This window comes from Microvirga sp. HS2 (assembly GCF_055792805.1).
Genome location: NZ_JBVVAJ010000033.1, coordinates 13,609 through 30,956, shown reverse-complemented (window position 1 = coordinate 30,956; position 17,348 = coordinate 13,609). Strand labels below are relative to the sequence as shown.

Below are 17,348 nucleotides of genomic sequence, written 5' to 3'. Positions count from 1 at the left end.
GCCAAAAGGAAGGCGAACGATGACTCTGACGCCCGGAACCCAAGCCCCTGCCTTCTCCCTCCCGGCCACCGGCGGGCAGGAGATCTCCCTCGAAAGCCTCAGGGGCAGGAAGGTCGTGCTGTATTTCTACCCGAAGGACGACACCAGCGGCTGCACCCTGGAGGCGCAGAATTTCCAGGCTCTACGCCGGAATTTCGAGGCGTCGGACACCGTCGTCGTCGGGGTCTCGCCCGACAGCCTCAAGAGCCACGACAAGTTCCGCGCCAAGTACGATCTCTCGTTCCCTCTTCTGTCCGACGAGGCCAAGACGATGCTGGAGGCCTATGGCGTGTGGGTCGAGAAGAGCATGTACGGCCGCAAATACATGGGCGTCGAACGCACCACGGTGCTCATCGACCGGGAGGGCAGGATCGCCAGGGTCTGGAACAAGGTGAAGGTGCCGGGCCACGCGGAGGAGGTGCTGGCTGCGGCGAAAGCGCTCTGACAGGCGCGGGATGTGAAAAGGGCCGCTTCATTGAAGCGGCCCTTTGTTGTTAGTCGATGTCCTCGACCTCTTCTGCCCCGCCATAGACGCGCTGGGCGAGCGAGGCTTCGATGAACGGGTCGAGATCGCCGTCGAGCACGTCCTGCGGGCTCTGAGACTGGGTTCCCGTGCGCAGGTCCTTCACGAGCTGATAGGGCTGAAGCACGTAGGAGCGGATCTGGTGCCCCCAGCCGATGTCGGTCTTGGCGGCGGCTTCCGCATTCGCCTTTTCCTCGCGCTTCTTCAGCTCCAGCTCGTAGAGGCGCGCGCGCAGCATGTTCCAGGCGGTCGCCCGGTTCTTGTGCTGCGAGCGCTCCTGCTGACAGGCCACGACGATGCCGGTCGGGATATGGGTGATGCGCACCGCCGAGTCGGTGGTGTTCACGTGTTGGCCGCCCGCGCCCGAGGAGCGGAACGTATCGATGCGGCAGTCCGATTCCTTGACCTCGATATCGATGCGATCGTCCACCACCGGGTAGACCCACACCGAGGCAAAGCTCGTGTGGCGGCGCGCATTCGAGTCGTAAGGCGAGATGCGCACGAGCCGGTGCACGCCCGACTCGGTCTTGAGCCAGCCATAGGCGTTGTGGCCCTTGATCAGGAGCGTGGCGCTCTTGATGCCCGCCTCTTCACCGTCGGTGACTTCGAGAAGCTCGACCTTGTACTTCCGGCGCTCGGCCCAGCGGGCATACATGCGCTGGAGCATCGAGGCCCAATCCTGGCTCTCGGTGCCGCCTGCGCCCGAATGCACCTCGATATAGGTATCGTTGGAATCGGCCTCGCCGGAGAGCAGAGTTTCCACCTGACGGCGGGCGGCCTCCTCCTGGAGACGGCGGATCGCCTCCTCGCCTTCCCGGATCGTGCCTTCGTCGTCTTCCATCTCGCCGAGTTCGATCAGCGTCATCGCGTCATCGAGCTCCTGCTCCATGCGCTTGATGGCGGAGATCTGGTCCTCGAGCGACGTGCGCTCGCGCATGGTCTTCTGCGCGGCTTCCGCATCGTTCCAGAGGTTCGGATCTTCGGCGAGGGCGTTCAGTTCGGCGAGGCGGCGCTGGGCATTATCCCAGTCAAAGATGCCTCCTCAGCAGCCCGACTGACTGCTTGGTCTCTTCTACGAGGTGTTCGATTTCAGCGCGCATTTCGTCTTGCTGTCCGTGCCTGTGAATGAGGGGGTCTTAAGGGCCCTGCCCCGGTGTGTAAAGGATCTCTTCCCACAGGTCCGCCCGCCGTCGCCGTCACCGGAGCGCGGCAGCGGAGCCATGGATTCGTGCCTGTCAGAAATCCCGTTCGATATGGGATGCGGGGCGGATCAATACAATCCGCCCGGCGTCGCTCCTACGGCCCTGCGGGGCGTCGCGTCCGGAGGCGCGGGCGAATATTCCGCCTGCGGACTCTCCTCCTCAGGGGGGGAATAATATTCCGGAGGAGACTGGCCGGGCTTGAAGGCCTCCAGGATCGTGCCGCCGCCCTCGCCGCCCGCGCGGGTGCCGGTGGAGGCGTTGACGCGGATCAGCTTGATGCCCGCAGGCACGCGGAACGGCGTCGCAGGCTTGTCCTTGAGCGCCATCTGCATGAAGTCGCGGAACACGGGAGCCGCGTACTGGCCGGCGGTGGCCGCGTTGCCCAGCGATTTCGGCGTATCGTAGCCGAGGAACACGCCCACCGCGAGGTCGGGCGAGAAGCCGACGAACCACACGTCCTTGGCGTCGTTGGTGGTGCCGGTCTTGCCCGCGAGCGGCTTGCCCACGGCCTTGACCGACTGCGCCGTGCCGCGCTGCACCACGCCCTCGAGGATCGACGTGATCTGGTAGGCGGTCAGCGAATCGAGCACCTGCTCGCGGGTATCGACGAGCTTGGGCGCCGCGCTGCCGTCCCAGCTCGCCGCGTCGCAATTGGCACATTTGCGGTCGTCATGCCGGTAGATCGTGCGGCCGTTGCGGTCCTGAATCTGGTCGATCAGCGTCGGCTTGATGCGGCGGCCGCCGTTGGCGAACATGGAATAGGCCGCCGTCATGCGCATCACCGTGGTCTCGCCCGCGCCGAGCGACATGGAGAGCAGCGGCAGCATGTCGTCATAGACGCCGAAGCGGCGGGCATATTCGGTGACGACCGGCATGCCGATCTCGTTGGCGAGGCGCACCGTCATCAGGTTCTTCGAGTGCTCGATGCCGTAGCGCAGCGTACGCAGGCCTGCGGATTTGCCGTCGTAGTTCGACGGCGCCCAGGCGGCCTGCCCCGGGCCCATGTCGAGGACGAACGGCGAATCCATGATTTGCGACGACGGCGTATAGCCGTTGTCGAGAGCCGTCGCGTACACGATCGGCTTGAACGAGGAGCCCGGCTGGCGCATGGCCTGCGTGGCCCGGTTGAATTCGCTCTGGTCGAAGGAGAAGCCGCCGACCATGGCGTGGACGCGGCCGGTCTGGGGATCCATGGCGACGATGGCGCCGGAAATCTCGGGCACCTGGCGCAGGCGATACTGGCCCTGCTTGCCGTCGAGGGGCTCCACATAGACCACGTCGCCGGACGATATCGCCTTCTCGACGGAGCGGCGGGTCCATTTCACGCCGTCGGCCGTGACGAAGCCGGTTTCACGCTCGCGCGAAAGCTGGCCAGAGGCCTCCTTCTTCGGCTGGAGGCCGATGCGGGCCCGTCCGCCGGAGACGTCGAGCACCACGGCCAGGCGCCAGGGCTGAACGTCGCCCATGGAGGAAACTTCGGAAAGAGCCAAGCCCCATTCGCGGCCGGCCAGATCGAGCTTCTGTTGCGCGCCGCGCCAGCCGCGCGCCTCGTCGAAGCGGACGAGCCCGTCCACGAGCGCCTTGCGGGCCATGGCCTGCATCTTCGGATCGAGCGTCGCGCGGATCAGGAGGCCGCCCTCGTAGAGCTTCTCCTCGCCATAGCGCTCCGCGATATCGCGGCGCACGCCTTCGGCGAAGTAGCCGGACGCGATGCTGTTGGGCGACACCACGCGCGGCGTGACGTCGAGGGGCTCCTTCTTGGCGGCTTCCGCCTGCTCCTTCGTGATGTAGCCGTTCTCGGCCATGCGGCCGATGACCCAGTTGCGGCGCTCGATGGCGGCCTGGCGCTGGCGGAACGGATGATAATTGTTCGGGGCCTTGGGCAGAGCGGCGAGATAGGCCGCCTGCGCGATGCTCAGCTCGTGGAGCGACTTGCCGAAATAGTTCAGGGCGGACGCGGCCACGCCGTAATTGCCGAGGCCGAGATAGATCTCGTTCAGGTAGAGCTCGAGGATCTTGTCCTTGGAGAAGGTCGATTCCATGCGCAGAGCTATGAGCGCCTCGCGGATCTTGCGCTCATAGCTGCGCTCGTTGCCGACGAGGAAGTTCTTGGCGACCTGCTGCGTGATGGTGGAGGCGCCCTGCTCGCGCTTGCCGCCCGACTTGAGGTTGGAGACGACCGCTCGGATGACGCCCTCCGGGTCGACGCCCGGATGCTTGTAGAAATTCTTGTCCTCGGCCGAGATGAAGGCCGATTTGACGAGCTTCGGCATGGCCTGGATCGGCACATAGAGCCGTCGCTCGCGGGCGTATTCCGCGATCAGGCTGCCGTCCGAGGCGTGGACGCGCGTCATCACAGGAGGCTCGTAATCGGCGAGCTGCGCGTGATCCGGCAGGTCCTTGGAGTAGAACCAGAAGCCATAGGCCAGTCCGACGGCGCCGATCAGGAAGAAAATCGCCCCGACGCTGAACAGGAAGCCGAAAAATCGTAGGACAAAGCGCATCCGAAGGTATTCCGTTGTCGGCACCCAGCGGCACCTGATTGTGCATCTCCCGAACGCCGTTTCCTTCCGGAACAGAAGCCGGGCACAGCCTGACCCGCTCTGTTAACCGAGGAATCGCGCCCCCGCTACGGGTATCCACACTCTATCTATGGTAAAACTGCGGCAGCGCCCTGCCGGGCGATCCGTGTTGCAAAAAAGCGATCCACGGCCACGCCCATGGCGTTCACCATCTTGCCGCGCCATTCCTCCGACATCAGCAGGTCGAGATCCTGCTTGCTGGAGAGGTACCCCAATTCCACCAGGACGGAGGGCACGTCGTGGGCGCGCAGGACCTGGAAGCGGGCCTGGCGGTGGGGATTCTTGTTCAGGCGGGCGATGGAATCGAACTCGCCGACGAGGCGGGTCGCGAAATTGTGCGAGAAGCTGCGGGTCTCCCGCAGGGTCAGCTCCTGCAGGATGTCGGAAATATCGTCCGGCATGTCCGCCGTCTCGACGCCCGCCGCCGCGTCGGCCTTGTTTTCGCGGTCGGCCAGCTTGGCCGAATCGGCGTCGGAGGCCCGGTCCGCGCCGGTATAGACGGTCAGGCCACGCACTTCCTGGCCGCCGGAGATCGAATCCGCGTGGATGGAGATGAACAGATCCGCCTGCACGTGCCGCGCGGCGCGCACCCGGTCGCCCAGCGAGACGAACACGTCCCTGTCGCGGGTCATGACGACCCGGTAGCGCCCGCTCTCTTCGAGCTTCTTCTGGAGCTTCTGGGCGAAGGCGAGAACGAGGTCCTTCTCGATCACCCCACCCGTGGAATTGGCGCCGGGGTCGATGCCGCCGTGACCGGCGTCGACCACGATGACGGGACGGGCATCCTTCGCAAGCGGAGCCGGTTCCGCTCCGCTGGACTGGGCCGCCTTGGCCGCGCTGTCGAGCGCCGCGCGATGGAAATCGTCGCGCTCGATTCGGGTGAGCTCGATGGTGAGAAGGGCCGTGCCCCCGGCGGCGTGCGCGTCCACGGTCATGCCGGAGACGGTGGCCGGCTGGGCCAGGTCCATCACGACCCGGGAGCGTCCCGGAGCGAAGAGACCGTAGCGGTAGGAGGAGATCAGGCCGGCCTTCTGGCGCCCCGAATCCGGCGGCAGGTGGAACGCCACCTCCGGCAGGTCGATGATGAGGCGGTCGGGCCTTTCCATGAGAGAGGCCTGGGCCGTGACGGCCTTGGACAGAGCGATCTTGAACCGGGTCGTGGGCCCGTCCACTTCGACGGACACGTCGGCGGCGATGATCTGAGCCGCGGCCTTGCCGCCATCGGCATTCGCCCAGGCGGGACCGACGGCCACGGCGAAGAACATCGCCAGGAGACCCGCCATCAACAGGCTTGTGAAGGGTTTGATTCTCATGCTGCCGCTGGAACTTTTGTGCCCCCTTCCTATCTCATTACCCGGCATCTGGTTAAAGAAGCTTCTCGGGAAATGCTCGATAGTGAGACTCTGTTGCATTAACGACACATGTCTCTGCATCTTGCCAAATGCCCCATTCGATCTGTAATGATCATGACCCCGTCCGGCATGGCCGAATCTGACGGCGGACCTGAGGAGATGGTTGTGTTGACCGGTCCTCACGGATCCCGTCACCCTCGACAGGCGCTTGGAAGGGTTCAGTGGGCGATACAGGTCGCCACTTATTTGCCGATGACCGGGCTCCGTCCGGTCCATCGATTCCTAGAAAGGGCAGTCTTGAATGGTTGCGCACACGAAGTCAGCTTTGACTCTCGTCCCGGCACCGTTCGAAGCGCGCGTTTCTTTTCGCGCTCGCCCTTCCCTCACCACATCCGGCTCAAAGCCGGCCCGTTTCAACCCAGAATGCGCCCCTCTGCGGCGCACGATGGCGATCGACAGCACTCCGAACGCAATTTCAGCCCGCCGCTGTCTCACGCGGCGCGGCCACCCGCCTTCACTGCGGCCCCTGCCTCAGGTCCTGCCCTCGATCGCCATGTCGAGAGTTCAACATGGCAAACAAGATGCTCATCGATGCCTCCCACCCGGAAGAAACCCGGGTCGTGGTGGTGCGCGGCCAGAAGGTCGAGGAGTTCGACTTCGAATCCGCTAACCGGAAGCAGCTACGCGGGAACATCTATCTCGCGAAGGTCACCCGCGTAGAGCCGTCCCTTCAGGCGGCGTTCGTCGAGTATGGGGGCAACCGCCACGGTTTCCTCGCCTTCAGCGAAATTCACCCGGACTACTACCAGATCCCGGTCGCCGACCGTCAGGCTCTCCTCGAAGCCGAAGCCGAAGCTCAGGCGGAGGAGGAGCGCGAGGAGGAGCGTCGCCGTCACCGGCGCCGCCGGTCCGCGCCGCGCCGCGCGAACAGCGACGAGACGGTCGCCTCCTCCGAGGCCGAGGCCGGCACGGAGGCTCCCGCTCCCGCCGAGGGCACCGATGAGACCGCCGACCTGATCGCGGCTGCGGGCGACTTCGAGCCTGCGTCGGGCGAAGCCGTGGAAACGGCCCAGGCCGTCGAAGGCCCCGAGGGAGCCCAGGCCCTCCCCGAAAGCCAGGAGGCTCCGGCCGAGGTCGCGGACGGCGAAGGCGGGGAGACCGAGTCTCGCGAGGCCGCGGCACCCGCCGATGGCGCGTCCGAGGATGCTGAGGTCTCCGGCGACGAGGACGGCGAGCACGACGAAGACGAGGAAGAGCACGACGACCACGCCGAAGGCGAGGACGAGGATCACGTCGAGCAGCTCGGCGGCGGCGATGCGATGGAGGACCTTCCCCAGCGCCGTGTCCCGCGCAAGCAGTACAAGATTCAAGAGGTCATCAAGCGCCGCCAGATCCTGCTCGTCCAGGTCGTGAAGGAAGAGCGCGGCAACAAGGGCGCGGCGCTGACCACCTATCTGTCCCTCGCCGGCCGCTATTCTGTGCTCATGCCCAATACGGGCCGGGGCGGCGGCATCTCGCGCAAGATCACCAATGCGGCCGACCGCAAGCGCCTGAAGGAAATCGCCCAGGAACTGGAGGTGCCCGAGGGAATGGGCATCATCCTGCGCACCGCCGGCGCATCCCGCACGAAGCCCGAGATCAAGCGCGACTATGAATATCTGATGCGCCTGTGGGAGAGCGTGCGCGAGCTGACCCTCAATTCCTCGGCCCCCGCCCTGGTCTATGAGGAAGGTTCGCTCATCAAGCGCGCCATCCGCGACCTCTACAACAAGGAGATCGACGATATCCTCGTCTCCGGCGAGGACGGCTACCGCGAGGCCAAGGACTTCATGCGCATGCTCATGCCGAGCCATGCCAAGATCGTCCAGCCCTACCGCGAGCCGCAGCCGCTCTTCGCGAAATACGGGGTGGAAGCCCAGCTCGACGCGATGTTCTCCAACGTCGTGACGCTGAAGTCCGGCGGCTACCTCGTCATCAACCCGACGGAAGCCCTGGTCTCCATCGACGTCAACTCCGGCCGATCCACCCGCGAGCACAACATCGAGGACACGGCCCTGCGCACGAACCTCGAAGCGGCCGAGGAAATCGCCCGCCAGCTTCGCCTGCGCGACCTCGCCGGCCTCGTGGTCATCGACTTCATCGACATGGAAGAGAAGCGCAACAATCGCGCTGTCGAGAAGAAGCTCAACGAGTGCCTGAAGAACGACCGCGCCCGCATTCAGGTCGGCCGCATCTCGCCCTTCGGCCTCCTGGAGATGTCGCGCCAGCGCATCCGCACGGGCGTGCTCGAATCCTCCTCCGTCCCCTGCCCGCACTGCGCCGGCACGGGCTTCATCCGTTCGACGCCCTCCGTCGCGCTCCACGTGCTGCGCTCGATCGAGGAAACGCTCATCAAGAATGCCGGCTACAACCTGATCGTCCGCACGCGGATGGAGGCGGCGTTCTACATTCTCAACCAGAAGCGCCTGCACCTGCGCGAGCTGGAGACCCGCTTCGGCGTGGCGATCTCCGTGGTGGCGGACGACTCGCTCACCGGCACGACGAATTACGTGATCGACCGAGGCGAGCCTGCCCTGCGCCTCGAGCACAAATCGGCCGCGACCGGTATCCAGATCGACGCCATCGCCCCGATGGACGTGGTTGAGGAAGTCGAGCCCGAGATCGAGGTCGAGGACGAGGAACAGGCCGAAGAGGAGGCCCAGGCCTCCGAGGAAGGCCGTGAGGACGGCGATGGCAATGGCCGCCGCCGCCGCCGCCGTCGCCGCCGTCGCGGGCGCGACCGTGAGGCCGTCGCGGGCGCGGACCATGACGAAGAAGCCGCCGAGAGCGACCTTCCCGAGACCGAGGAACAGGAAGGCGAAGGCGCAGAGGCCTCCGGCGAGGAGACCGTAGGCGCCGAGTCCGAGGAATCCGAGGACAATGGCCGTCGCCGCCGTCGCCGGGGCCGCCGCGGCGGTCGGGGCCGGGGTCGCGACGAGGCCATCGAGACATTCGCGACCGAGGAAGGTTTCGTGGCTGCAACCGAGGCCGTCGCCCAGGCGGTCGGCACCCTCGACGAGCCGGCCGGCGAAACCGCTTCCGCTCAGGAGCCCGCAGCGCCCCAGGAACAGGCCCATGCCGAGGAGCCTGCCCGCGCCGAGGAGCAGCCCATCGAGACCAAGCCCGAGCCGCAGCTTGCCGCGGAGGCCGAGGAAGCCCCGCGTCCCGTGGTTCCCGAGCCCGAGCCGGTCGCCGTCGTGCTCACTCCGCCCGACCCGGAGCGCCCGAAGCGCGCCGGCTGGTGGTCGAAGGCCAAGTCGGTTCTCAGCGGATCGTAAATTCCAAAAGCAAAATGCCCGGCGAAAGCCGGGCATTTTCGTTGAAGTGATTTCCGCCTCTTATCACTTTCGTCATGGCCAGGCTCGTCCCGGCCATCCACGTCTGTGCCGCAGTTCGAAGGCGTGGATGCCCGCACCACGTGCGGGCATGGCGACGGAACTTCCTACCTCAGCCATCCCCTGAGCCGCTCCACCGTCTCCCGGCAATCATTCTCCGACCCTGCGAAGGACAGGCGCATGTAGTGCGAGCCCTCGATGGGATCGAAGTCGAGGCCGGGGGTTGCCGCGACGCCCGTCTCTTCCAGCATGCGCTTGCAGAAGCCGATGGAATCGTTCGTGTAACGGGCGATGTCGGCATAGATGTAGAAGGCGCCGTCCACCGGATGCATGTCGGCGATCCCGATCCGGGGCAGCTCTTCGAGCAGGTAGGCGCGGTTCCGGGCATAGCCCGCCTTCACGGCCTCCAGCTCCTCAGTGGCGTCGAAGGCGGCGAGCGCCGCGACCTGCGAGAGGTAGGGCGGCGAGATGTAGAGGTTCTGCGCCAGCCGCTCGATCGGCCGCACGAGCCGGTCGGGCACGACGATCCAGCCGATGCGCCAGCCGGTCATGCAGTAATATTTCGAGAACGAGTTGATGATCACCGCGTCGTCGTCCGAGGCGAGCGCCGTCGAGGCGTCCTCGCCATAGGTGAGCCCGTGATAGATCTCGTCCGAGACGAACCACAGCCCCAGCCGGCGGCAGGCTTCGCCCAGTTCGCCCAGCGCCTTTCGGCCGATCATGGTGCCGGAGGGATTGGCCGGGCTCATGGCGAGGATGCCGTGGAGCGGCTTTTCCGCATGGGCCCTCTCGATGGCCCGGGCGGTCATGATCCATCCGTCCGCTTTCGCGAGCGGAATCACCACCGGTTCGATGCCGAGCGCTTCGAGGATGTTGCGATAGGCCGGATAGCCGGGAGCCGTGATGGCCACCCGCTGGCCCGCGTCGAAGAGGCTCAGGAAAGCCAGCACGAAGCCCGCCGAGGATCCTGTCGTCACGACGACGCGCTCAGGGGCGATGGAGACGCCATAGGCATCTTTGTAATGGCGGGCGATCCGCTCTCGCAGGGCTGCGATTCCGAGGGCTTCCGTGTACCCGATTCGGCCGAGATCGAGCGCGGCCTTGGCCGCCTCGCGGGCCACCCGGGGAGCGGGAGCGGAAGGCTGGCCCACCTCCATATGAATCACGCTGTCGCCTCGCCTTTCTTTCGCCGCAGCGGCGCTCAACACATCCATGGCCAGGAAGGACGAGACCCGGTCCATGCGGCGGGCGATGAGGGGAAGGTTCTGAGTGGCGATCGATTTTGTCATGGAAAGGCTCGTAGCCCTTTGGAAAGCCGGCCTCAAGAACCATGTTTCGGCCGTCATGGCCGGGCTTGCTCGAGCCATCCCCATCTTTTCCCGAGTGACGAGCCGGTTTGAGAATACGAAGGCGTGATTTGACGCCGCGCTCCCCAAACCGCTAACTCACGCCAGATATCTCGTTCAGCCGGATCTCGAACCACCGCACCGGGCAGGCTGCAACAGGACACTCCGCAAAGGATCGGATATGCGTTTCTCGCTTCTCAACACCTGCCGGGCCGCGGCCCTGTTCGGCGCCCTCGCTGTCGCCCCGGCCGCCATGGCCCAGACTGCCGTCTTCAACGACCAGCAGAAACAGGCGATCGGCGAAATCGTGAAGGAATACCTCCTGAAGAACCCCGAGGTTCTCACGGAGGTGATCGGCGAGCTCGAGAAGCGGCAGGCCGAAGCCCAGCAGGCCTCCCAGGCGAGCGCCGTGCAGGAAACCAAGCAGGCGCTTCTGAACGCCCCTCATTCCTACGTGGTCGGCAACCCCTCCGGCGACATCACTCTGGTCGAGTTCTTCGACTACAATTGCGGCTATTGCAAAAAGGCCCTCTCCGACCTCCAGACGCTGGTCAAGAGCGATCCCAAGCTGCGCATCGTGCTGAAGGACTTCCCCGTGCTCGGCCCCGATTCCGTGGAAGCGAGCCGGGTGGCCCTCGCCGTCAAGAAGCACCTGCAGGGCCAGAAGCTCTTCGACTACCATGTGAAGGTTCTGGAAACCCGCGGCCGCGTAAACGGCGAGCGCGCCATGGCGGTCGCCAAGGAGATGGGCGTCGACATGGCCAAGCTCCAGAAGGATATCGACAGCCCCGAGGTGCGCGGCGCCCTTCAGGAGAACATGGCGCTCGGCGACAAGCTGAGCCTCACCGGCACGCCGGCCTTCATCATCGGCGAGGCGGTCATTCCCGGCGCGGTCGGCATCGAGCCCCTGAAGCAGCTCATCGACAACGTCCGCTCCTGCGGCAAGGCCACTTGCGGCTAAGCACGGCCCATCGTCTCCCTCCACGTCATCCCCGGCCTCATGCCGGGGATCCACGTCTTTGATTGCCATATTCTCGAGACGTGGATGGCCGGGACAAGCCCAGCCATGGCGCGGAAAGCGCCTCCCCGGGCCTCAATGCCCTTACGGAAATCGCGCCAAGCTCTGGAAACCCTTGGTTTTCCCCTTCCCCCATGCCCGCCTTTTGGATAAGAGGGCGTTTCGGCTCCGCCTGACGGGGCTTTATGGAACGCTCCTTTCACGATGATCAACGTCCACGTCCTCAACGGACCCAACCTCAATCTGCTCGGCACCCGAGAGCCCCAGATCTACGGCAGCACCACGCTGGCGGATGTCGAGAAGCTCGTGCGCGAGAAGGCGGAGGCCCTGGGGGTGGCGATCACGTTCCGCCAGTCGAACCACGAAGGACAGCTGGTCGACTGGATCCAGGAGGCGGGAGTCCAGGGCGCGGGCATCGTCATCAATGCCGGCGCATATACCCACACCTCGATCGCTCTGCGCGATGCCATCTCCGGCAGCGGCGCTCCGACGATCGAGATCCATCTTTCCAACGTTCATGCTCGCGAAGGCTTTCGCCATCGCTCGCTCATCGCACCCGTGTCAGTCGGCGTGATCTGCGGTTTCGGCCCCATGAGCTATCTGCTCGGGCTTGAGGCGGTTCACCGTGTCATGGTCGAGCGGGCCCGACTGCCGAAGCCTTCCCAGCACTAGTTCCTCACAATAAAGAGGTGAGCCCCATGGCCAAGGACAACCCTTTCGATCCCGATCTCGTCCGGGAGCTGGCGAACATGATCGCCGAAACGGATCTCAGCGAGATCGAAGTGGAGAAGGGCGACCTTCGCATCCGCGTGGCCCGCACGATCCAGGCCGTGACGGTTGCGGCTCCCGCGGCGCTTGCTCCGGCTCCGATCGTCGCCCCGCCCCCGGCCGCTGCCGATGTATCGGTCGCAGCCAAGCCCGGCGCGCCCCATCCCGGCGCGGTGCTCTCGCCCATGGTCGGCACCGCCTACCGCAAGCCCTCGCCGGAAGCGAAGGCTTTCGTGGAGATCGGCTCCAAGGTCCAGGCCGGCGACAAGGTTCTCCTCGTCGAGGCCATGAAGACCTTCAACGAAATCGTCGCTCCCCGCGCCGGCACCGTGACCGCCATCTTTGTCGAAGACGGAACTCCTGTTGAATACGGCGAACCCCTCCTCGTCATCGAGTAAGGCGCGACATGTTCGATAAGATCCTCATTGCCAACCGAGGCGAGATCGCCCTGCGCATCCTGCGGGCAGCGAAGGAACTCGGGATCGCCACCGTCGCGGTGCATTCCACCGCCGACGCCGACGCCATGCATGTGCGGCTCGCCGACGAGAGCGTCTGCATCGGGCCGCCTGCCGCCCGCGACAGCTATCTCAACATCCCGGCCCTGATCGCCGCCTGTGAGATCACCGGCGCGGACGCCATCCATCCCGGCTACGGCTTTCTCTCCGAGAACGCCCGCTTCGCGGAAGTGCTGGAGCATCACCACATCGCCTTCATCGGCCCCAAGGCGGAGCATATCCGCATCATGGGCGACAAGATCGAGGCGAAGCGCACCGCCAAGCGCCTCGGCATCCCCTGCGTTCCCGGCTCCGAGGGCGGAATTTCCGACGAGGACGAGGCCAGGAAGGTCGCTGGCGAAATCGGCTATCCGGTCATCATCAAGGCGGCGGCCGGCGGCGGCGGACGCGGCATGAAGGTCGCCCGCAACGAGGCCGATCTCGTCCACGCGCTCCAGACCGCCAAGACCGAGGCGAAGGCTGCCTTCGGCGACGACGCCGTCTATATCGAGAAGTACCTCGAGAAGCCGCGCCATATCGAGATCCAGGTTCTCGGCGACGGCAAGGGCGGCGCGATCCATCTGGGCGAGCGCGACTGCTCGCTCCAGCGCCGCCACCAGAAGGTCTGGGAGGAAGGCCCCTCGCCTGCCCTGAACGTCGAAATGCGTGAGCGCATCGGCGGCGTCGTGGCGAAAGCCATGCAGGAGCTGCAATATGCGGGCGCCGGAACCATCGAGTTCCTCTACGAGGACGGCGAGTTCTACTTCATCGAGATGAACACTCGTATTCAAGTGGAGCACCCCGTCACGGAGATGATCACCGGAATCGACCTGGTGAACGAGCAGATCCGCGTCGCTGCGGGCCACCCGCTCTCGGTGAAGCAGGAAGACATCAAGATCGAGGGCCATGCCATCGAATGCCGCGTGAACGCGGAGCATCCTTCGACCTTCCGCCCCTCGCCCGGAACGATCAGCTATTTCCACCCGCCGGGCGGCCTCGGCGTGCGCGTCGACTCGGCGGCCTACCAGGGCTACCGGATCCCGCCGCACTACGATTCCCTCGTGGGCAAGCTCATCGTGCACGGCCGCACCCGCAACGAGTGCCTCATGCGCCTGCGCCGCGCCCTCGACGAGTTCGTGGTGGACGGCGTGGACACCACGCTCCCGCTCTTCCGCACCCTCGTGCGCAACCCGGACATTCAGAACGGCCAGTACGACATCCACTGGCTCGAGAATTTCCTGAAGACGGGCGGGCTGGAAGAGGCCTGATTGATGACAGGCTTCCTCCCGGTCGGCCGCCGCAAGGGGATGAGGGCTAAGCCCCGAACATTCCCCATGCCGCGGACCGGGAGGAACGCCCTTTCTCAAAAATCGACGGGCCTCCGGTCTAACCTTGGGTACTAGTCGTTCTATGTGTGCTGACAGGGCCCGAACGATTGGACATGCTGGTGGATGACTAAGCCATCGGACGATAGCATCACCATCACCCCTGAGATTCTGCTCAAGGCCTATGCCGCGGGCATCTTTCCCATGGCCGAGGATGCGGACGATCCGTCCCTGTTCTGGGTCGAGCCCCGGGAAAGGGGCATCATTCCGCTCGACGCCTTCCACGTTCCAAAGCGCCTGGCCCGCACGGTTCGCTCCGACGAATTCAAGGTCCATGTCGACCGCGATTTCGATGCGGTGATCGCAGGCTGCGCGGCGCCCGCCACCGACCGGGAAAAAACCTGGATCAACCGGCGCATCCGGGACCTGTACGGGCAATTGTTCGATGCGGGCTTCTGCCACACGGTCGAGGTCTACCGCGACGATCGCCTCGTGGGCGGCCTCTATGGCGTGCGCCTCAAAGGCGCGTTCTTCGGCGAAAGCATGTTCCATACGGAGCGCGATGCCTCGAAGATCGCGCTGGTTCATCTCGTCGCGCGGCTGAAGCGCGGCGGCTTCACCCTTCTCGACACCCAGTTCGTGACCTCGCACCTGGCGCAGTTCGGCGCTGTCGAGATCCCCCGGCGCAGCTATAAGCAGATGCTCCGCGTCGCCATGGAGCACGAGGGCAATTGGAATGCTTGGCCGAAAGGCCGAAGCGTGAGCGGCGAGGAGATCCTCGCCGCGCTCTAGCGCATCGTGCGGAAAAGTGGATCCGGTTTTCGCTGCGCGGCCCGCTGGGTCCGCGTCCCACGATGCGCTCATCCAAGAAGGGAGCATCGGATCGATCCCAAAAGTGCAAATCCACTTTTGGGTCCGATGCTCTAGATCTGTGAAAGCGTATCTCGTCGACCTTGGGCTGGGGAACACTCGCAGAGGAGGATCACACGCCATGCCGTCGAGCTTCAATGTACGCAATGCTGCCGGGTACGAGCAACTCATGGGTCGCTGGAGCAAGAACTTGGCCGAGCCGTTCATCGGCTTCGCCGGCCTTGCCAACGGCGAACGGGTTCTGGATGTCGGATGCGGCACAGGGAGCCTCACCTTCGCCTTGCCTCGGGCGGCAGAGGTGCGCGAGATCACCGCGATCGACTACTCGTCCGCCTTCGTCGAGGAGGCGCAACGGCGGAACGACGATCCGAGGATCACGATCCAGGAAGGCGATGCCTGCGCCCTCGTGTTCCCGGACGGCCGGTTCGACCGCGCCCTGGCCCTGCTGGTCCTGCATTTCATCCCCGAGACCGGCAAGGCGGTGGCTGAGATGCGCCGGGTGGTTCGCCCCGGCGGCAGGATCGCGGCAGCCGTTTGGGACCACCTCGGCGGCATGTCGGGCATGCGCATGATGCTGGATACGCTCGCCATGCAGGACGAGAGAGCCCGGGAGCTGCGCCACCGTTATTGCTTCCAGCCCATGATGCGGCCGGGCGAGATGAAGCGTTGCTTCATCGCTCAGGGCTTGTCGAACGTCCAGGAGACCGAGCTCCTGATCCGAATGGATTATGAGAACTTCGCGGATTATTGGGAGCCGTTCGCCGCGGGCGAGGGCCCTCTCGGAAGTTATGTCGCAAGTCTCGATCCGGCGCGCCTCGCGAGCGCCGAAGAGGCTGTCAGGGCGGCCTATGAAGCCGGTGAGCCCGATGGCCCACGCTCGTTCACAGCGGTCGCGTGGGCTTGCCGGGGAGACGTTCCGGAGGCAGCCAAGGAGGATAGCGCCTGACCTGCGATCAACGGTCCGTATTGATGAGGGGCGCGTTCCGGTTGAAATCCGGGCCGTTGCGTCGCGCCGGCTGCCGCGGCTGAGGCGGGGCGCTCGTCAGGGGCGGCGCGGGCGGCAGCGGCCGGGCAGCGTTCGAATCGGGCGGAGCCATGATGTCGCGGGGGCGACCGGGCTCTGACGATGTGCGCTGCGTGTTCGGCTCGATCGGCGGCAGCTCCTCGGGCGTCTCCTTCGGCTCGGCGATCACCTCGGTGCCGCCTTTGCAATCCACGAGCCAGATATCGTAGACCGGGTGCTCGATGCCGTGCAGGCCGGGGCTCGAGGCGAACATCCAGCCCGAGAACACCTTGCGGGTGCCCCCTTCGCTGCCGGGCTCCTCCACCTCGACGAAGGACGTGGTGTTCGGGGTTTCCGTCGGCGGCTTCGTGAAGCAGACGCGCGGCGTCATCTGGAGCGCGCCGAACTGAACCGTCTCATCGATCTTCACCTCGAACGAGACGATGCGTCCGGTGATCTTGTCGAGACCGGAAAAGACGGCCGTCGGATTCTTGATTCTGTCCGCCTGAGCCGCGCCGGCCGCGCCGACGACCGAGGCGAGCACCAGGGCGGCCCGCGTCCATTCGAACTTCATTGTCTTAATCCATGCCCCTTGTGAACTGGTTCTACAGCCAAGAAAGGCCTGTATCGGGTTCCGGCAACGCGATAACACGCGAACCATGATGGAAAAAGGGCAAGCGAGGAAAAGAGACCCGTTGGACACGCCCTTTCGGGACGGGCCCCGGCCCGGCGGGAATCACCGCTCCAGAGGATTCGGCGCGGGCACCTTCATGGCATCGCCCTCCTTCTCCCGGCGCTCGTAATGAGCCGTGGAGCAGGTCACGGAGCACAGGAGACCGCGATCCGACCAATAGGACGGGCCGTTCTCAGACTTGCCGGCGTGATACGCGAAATCGCCGTGGCCGTAAGGCAGGCCACATTCGATGCAGGTGCGCGGTTGGGGACGGTTCAGCATGACATCCTCAGGAGCAAGGCCGCGAGGGCATTACTCGCCCGGCGTCCAGGGAACATAGTCGCCGGTCGCGGCGGGACGCCGGCCGGTGGAGAGCTGGGACCCTTGGGGGCGATAGGCCTGAGGCGTGCCGGTCATGTTGGGCACGTAAGGCCTCTCCCAGGAATGCGGCTGATAGTTTTCCTCGCTCGGAGGCACATCGCCGTTGTGGCAGAGCCAGGCGCGCCAGCCAGGAGGGACCCTGGAGGCATCGGCGTCGCCGTTATAGATGACCCAGCGACGCTCGGCGCCCACATTCGAGTCGATCGGCTGAGCCTGGGTGTAGCGGTAATAGCGATTGCCGAACTCGTCCTGGCCCACGAACTGCCCCTTGCGCCACGTAAAGAAGCGGGTGCCGAGGGTCTGCCCGTTCCACCAGGTGAAGAACTGCGTCCAAAACTGTTTCATGCGTCTGCCATAGGGTCGAAAAGCTGGCCGGAATATGGCGTCGGACTTTCGCA

15 protein-coding genes are annotated in these 17,348 nt (G+C 65.2%); 8 read left to right on the top strand and 7 right to left on the bottom strand.

Annotated elements, in window-relative coordinates:
* Window positions 1-19: 19 nt before the first annotated feature.
* Entirely contained in the window at window positions 20-484 is a 465-nt protein-coding gene (locus tag ACS5Q0_RS21920; RefSeq protein ID WP_473128778.1) for a peroxiredoxin, read from the top strand.
* Window positions 485-533: 49 nt separating this feature from the next.
* On the opposite strand, the gene prfB is transcribed toward ACS5Q0_RS21920, so the two are convergent.
* The 3 genes from prfB to ACS5Q0_RS21905 form a co-directional block, all read right to left on the bottom strand.
* A protein-coding gene (gene prfB, locus ACS5Q0_RS21915; RefSeq protein WP_473128777.1) for a peptide chain release factor 2 occupies window positions 534-1,662 on the bottom strand; the annotation gives its coding sequence in 2 pieces (ribosomal slippage) (window positions 534-1,592 and window positions 1,594-1,662; 1,128 coding nt in all).
* Between the two features lie 170 nt (window positions 1,663-1,832).
* Entirely contained in the window at window positions 1,833-4,268 is a 2,436-nt protein-coding gene (locus ACS5Q0_RS21910; protein ID WP_473128776.1) for a penicillin-binding protein 1A, read from the bottom strand.
* 146 nt (window positions 4,269-4,414) lie between these two features.
* A complete protein-coding gene (locus ACS5Q0_RS21905) occupies window positions 4,415-5,659 on the bottom strand; it encodes an N-acetylmuramoyl-L-alanine amidase (RefSeq protein ID WP_473128775.1) in 1,245 nt (414 codons plus the stop codon).
* A gap of 608 nt (window positions 5,660-6,267) precedes the next feature.
* Here ACS5Q0_RS21905 and ACS5Q0_RS21900 point away from each other — a divergent pair.
* Window positions 6,268-9,015: an Rne/Rng family ribonuclease gene (locus ACS5Q0_RS21900; RefSeq protein WP_473128774.1), complete on the top strand. Its 2,748-nt coding sequence runs from the start codon at window positions 6,268-6,270 to the stop codon at window positions 9,013-9,015.
* Window positions 9,016-9,179: 164 nt separating this feature from the next.
* On the opposite strand, the gene ACS5Q0_RS21895 is transcribed toward ACS5Q0_RS21900, so the two are convergent.
* Window positions 9,180-10,361, bottom strand: a complete 1,182-nt coding sequence (locus tag ACS5Q0_RS21895) for a pyridoxal phosphate-dependent aminotransferase (protein ID WP_473128773.1) — start codon at window positions 10,359-10,361, stop codon at window positions 9,180-9,182.
* Window positions 10,362-10,599: 238 nt separating this feature from the next.
* Here ACS5Q0_RS21895 and ACS5Q0_RS21890 point away from each other — a divergent pair, with 238 nt between their 5' ends.
* The 6 genes from ACS5Q0_RS21890 (at window position 10,600) to ACS5Q0_RS21865 (ending at window position 15,839) form a co-directional block, all read left to right on the top strand.
* Window positions 10,600-11,379, top strand: a complete 780-nt coding sequence (locus ACS5Q0_RS21890) for a DsbA family protein (protein ID WP_473128772.1) — start codon at window positions 10,600-10,602, stop codon at window positions 11,377-11,379.
* A 261-nt stretch (window positions 11,380-11,640) separates the two neighbouring features.
* Complete coding sequence (aroQ, locus tag ACS5Q0_RS21885) at window positions 11,641-12,108, top strand: type II 3-dehydroquinate dehydratase (protein WP_473128771.1); 468 nt, start codon at window positions 11,641-11,643, stop codon at window positions 12,106-12,108.
* 26 nt (window positions 12,109-12,134) lie between these two features.
* Window positions 12,135-12,602: an acetyl-CoA carboxylase biotin carboxyl carrier protein gene (gene accB, locus ACS5Q0_RS21880; RefSeq protein WP_473128770.1), complete on the top strand. Its 468-nt coding sequence runs from the start codon at window positions 12,135-12,137 to the stop codon at window positions 12,600-12,602.
* An 8-nt stretch (window positions 12,603-12,610) separates the two neighbouring features.
* Window positions 12,611-13,966, top strand: a complete 1,356-nt coding sequence (gene accC / locus ACS5Q0_RS21875) for an acetyl-CoA carboxylase biotin carboxylase subunit (RefSeq protein ID WP_473128769.1) — start codon at window positions 12,611-12,613, stop codon at window positions 13,964-13,966.
* Between the two features lie 183 nt (window positions 13,967-14,149).
* The gene (aat, locus tag ACS5Q0_RS21870; protein WP_473128768.1) at window positions 14,150-14,815 is read left to right on the top strand and encodes a leucyl/phenylalanyl-tRNA--protein transferase; all 666 of its coding nucleotides are present in this window, start codon (window positions 14,150-14,152) and stop codon (window positions 14,813-14,815) included.
* Window positions 14,816-15,014: 199 nt separating this feature from the next.
* Complete coding sequence (locus ACS5Q0_RS21865) at window positions 15,015-15,839, top strand: class I SAM-dependent methyltransferase (RefSeq protein WP_473128767.1); 825 nt, start codon at window positions 15,015-15,017, stop codon at window positions 15,837-15,839.
* Between the two features lie 7 nt (window positions 15,840-15,846).
* On the opposite strand, the gene ACS5Q0_RS21860 is transcribed toward ACS5Q0_RS21865, so the two are convergent.
* From ACS5Q0_RS21860 to ACS5Q0_RS21850, 3 genes are all read right to left on the bottom strand, one after another.
* Window positions 15,847-16,470 (bottom strand): DUF2155 domain-containing protein, encoded by a 624-nt coding sequence (locus ACS5Q0_RS21860; RefSeq protein ID WP_473128766.1) that lies wholly within the window; start codon window positions 16,468-16,470, stop codon window positions 15,847-15,849.
* A gap of 162 nt (window positions 16,471-16,632) precedes the next feature.
* On the bottom strand, window positions 16,633-16,851 hold the full coding sequence (locus ACS5Q0_RS21855; protein ID WP_473128765.1) for a hypothetical protein: 219 nt from the start codon (window positions 16,849-16,851) through the stop codon (window positions 16,633-16,635).
* Window positions 16,852-16,881: 30 nt separating this feature from the next.
* Window positions 16,882-17,295, bottom strand: a complete 414-nt coding sequence (locus ACS5Q0_RS21850) for an NADH:ubiquinone oxidoreductase subunit NDUFA12 (RefSeq protein ID WP_473128764.1) — start codon at window positions 17,293-17,295, stop codon at window positions 16,882-16,884.
* Between the last annotated feature and the right edge of the window lie 53 nt (window positions 17,296-17,348).

What these genes read in the sequence shown, in the direction of transcription:
- ACS5Q0_RS21890 (WP_473128772.1), top strand. Translation starts at nt 10,600, where the DNA reads ATGCGTTTCTCGCTTCTCAACACCTGCCGGGCCGCGGCCCTGTTCGGC.
- ACS5Q0_RS21865 (WP_473128767.1), top strand. Translation starts at nt 15,015, where the DNA reads ATGCCGTCGAGCTTCAATGTACGCAATGCTGCCGGGTACGAGCAACTC.
- accC (WP_473128769.1), top strand. Translation starts at nt 12,611, where the DNA reads ATGTTCGATAAGATCCTCATTGCCAACCGAGGCGAGATCGCCCTGCGC.
- aroQ (WP_473128771.1), top strand. Translation starts at nt 11,641, where the DNA reads ATGATCAACGTCCACGTCCTCAACGGACCCAACCTCAATCTGCTCGGC.
- ACS5Q0_RS21905 (WP_473128775.1), bottom strand. Translation starts at nt 5,659, where the DNA reads ATGAGAATCAAACCCTTCACAAGCCTGTTGATGGCGGGTCTCCTGGCG.
- ACS5Q0_RS21850 (WP_473128764.1), bottom strand. Translation starts at nt 17,295, where the DNA reads ATGAAACAGTTTTGGACGCAGTTCTTCACCTGGTGGAACGGGCAGACC.
- ACS5Q0_RS21855 (WP_473128765.1), bottom strand. Translation starts at nt 16,851, where the DNA reads ATGCTGAACCGTCCCCAACCGCGCACCTGCATCGAATGTGGCCTGCCT.
- ACS5Q0_RS21910 (WP_473128776.1), bottom strand. Translation starts at nt 4,268, where the DNA reads ATGCGCTTTGTCCTACGATTTTTCGGCTTCCTGTTCAGCGTCGGGGCG.
- ACS5Q0_RS21860 (WP_473128766.1), bottom strand. Translation starts at nt 16,470, where the DNA reads ATGAAGTTCGAATGGACGCGGGCCGCCCTGGTGCTCGCCTCGGTCGTC.
- accB (WP_473128770.1), top strand. Translation starts at nt 12,135, where the DNA reads ATGGCCAAGGACAACCCTTTCGATCCCGATCTCGTCCGGGAGCTGGCG.
- ACS5Q0_RS21900 (WP_473128774.1), top strand. Translation starts at nt 6,268, where the DNA reads ATGGCAAACAAGATGCTCATCGATGCCTCCCACCCGGAAGAAACCCGG.
- aat (WP_473128768.1), top strand. Translation starts at nt 14,150, where the DNA reads ATGACTAAGCCATCGGACGATAGCATCACCATCACCCCTGAGATTCTG.
- ACS5Q0_RS21895 (WP_473128773.1), bottom strand. Translation starts at nt 10,361, where the DNA reads ATGACAAAATCGATCGCCACTCAGAACCTTCCCCTCATCGCCCGCCGC.
- ACS5Q0_RS21920 (WP_473128778.1), top strand. Translation starts at nt 20, where the DNA reads ATGACTCTGACGCCCGGAACCCAAGCCCCTGCCTTCTCCCTCCCGGCC.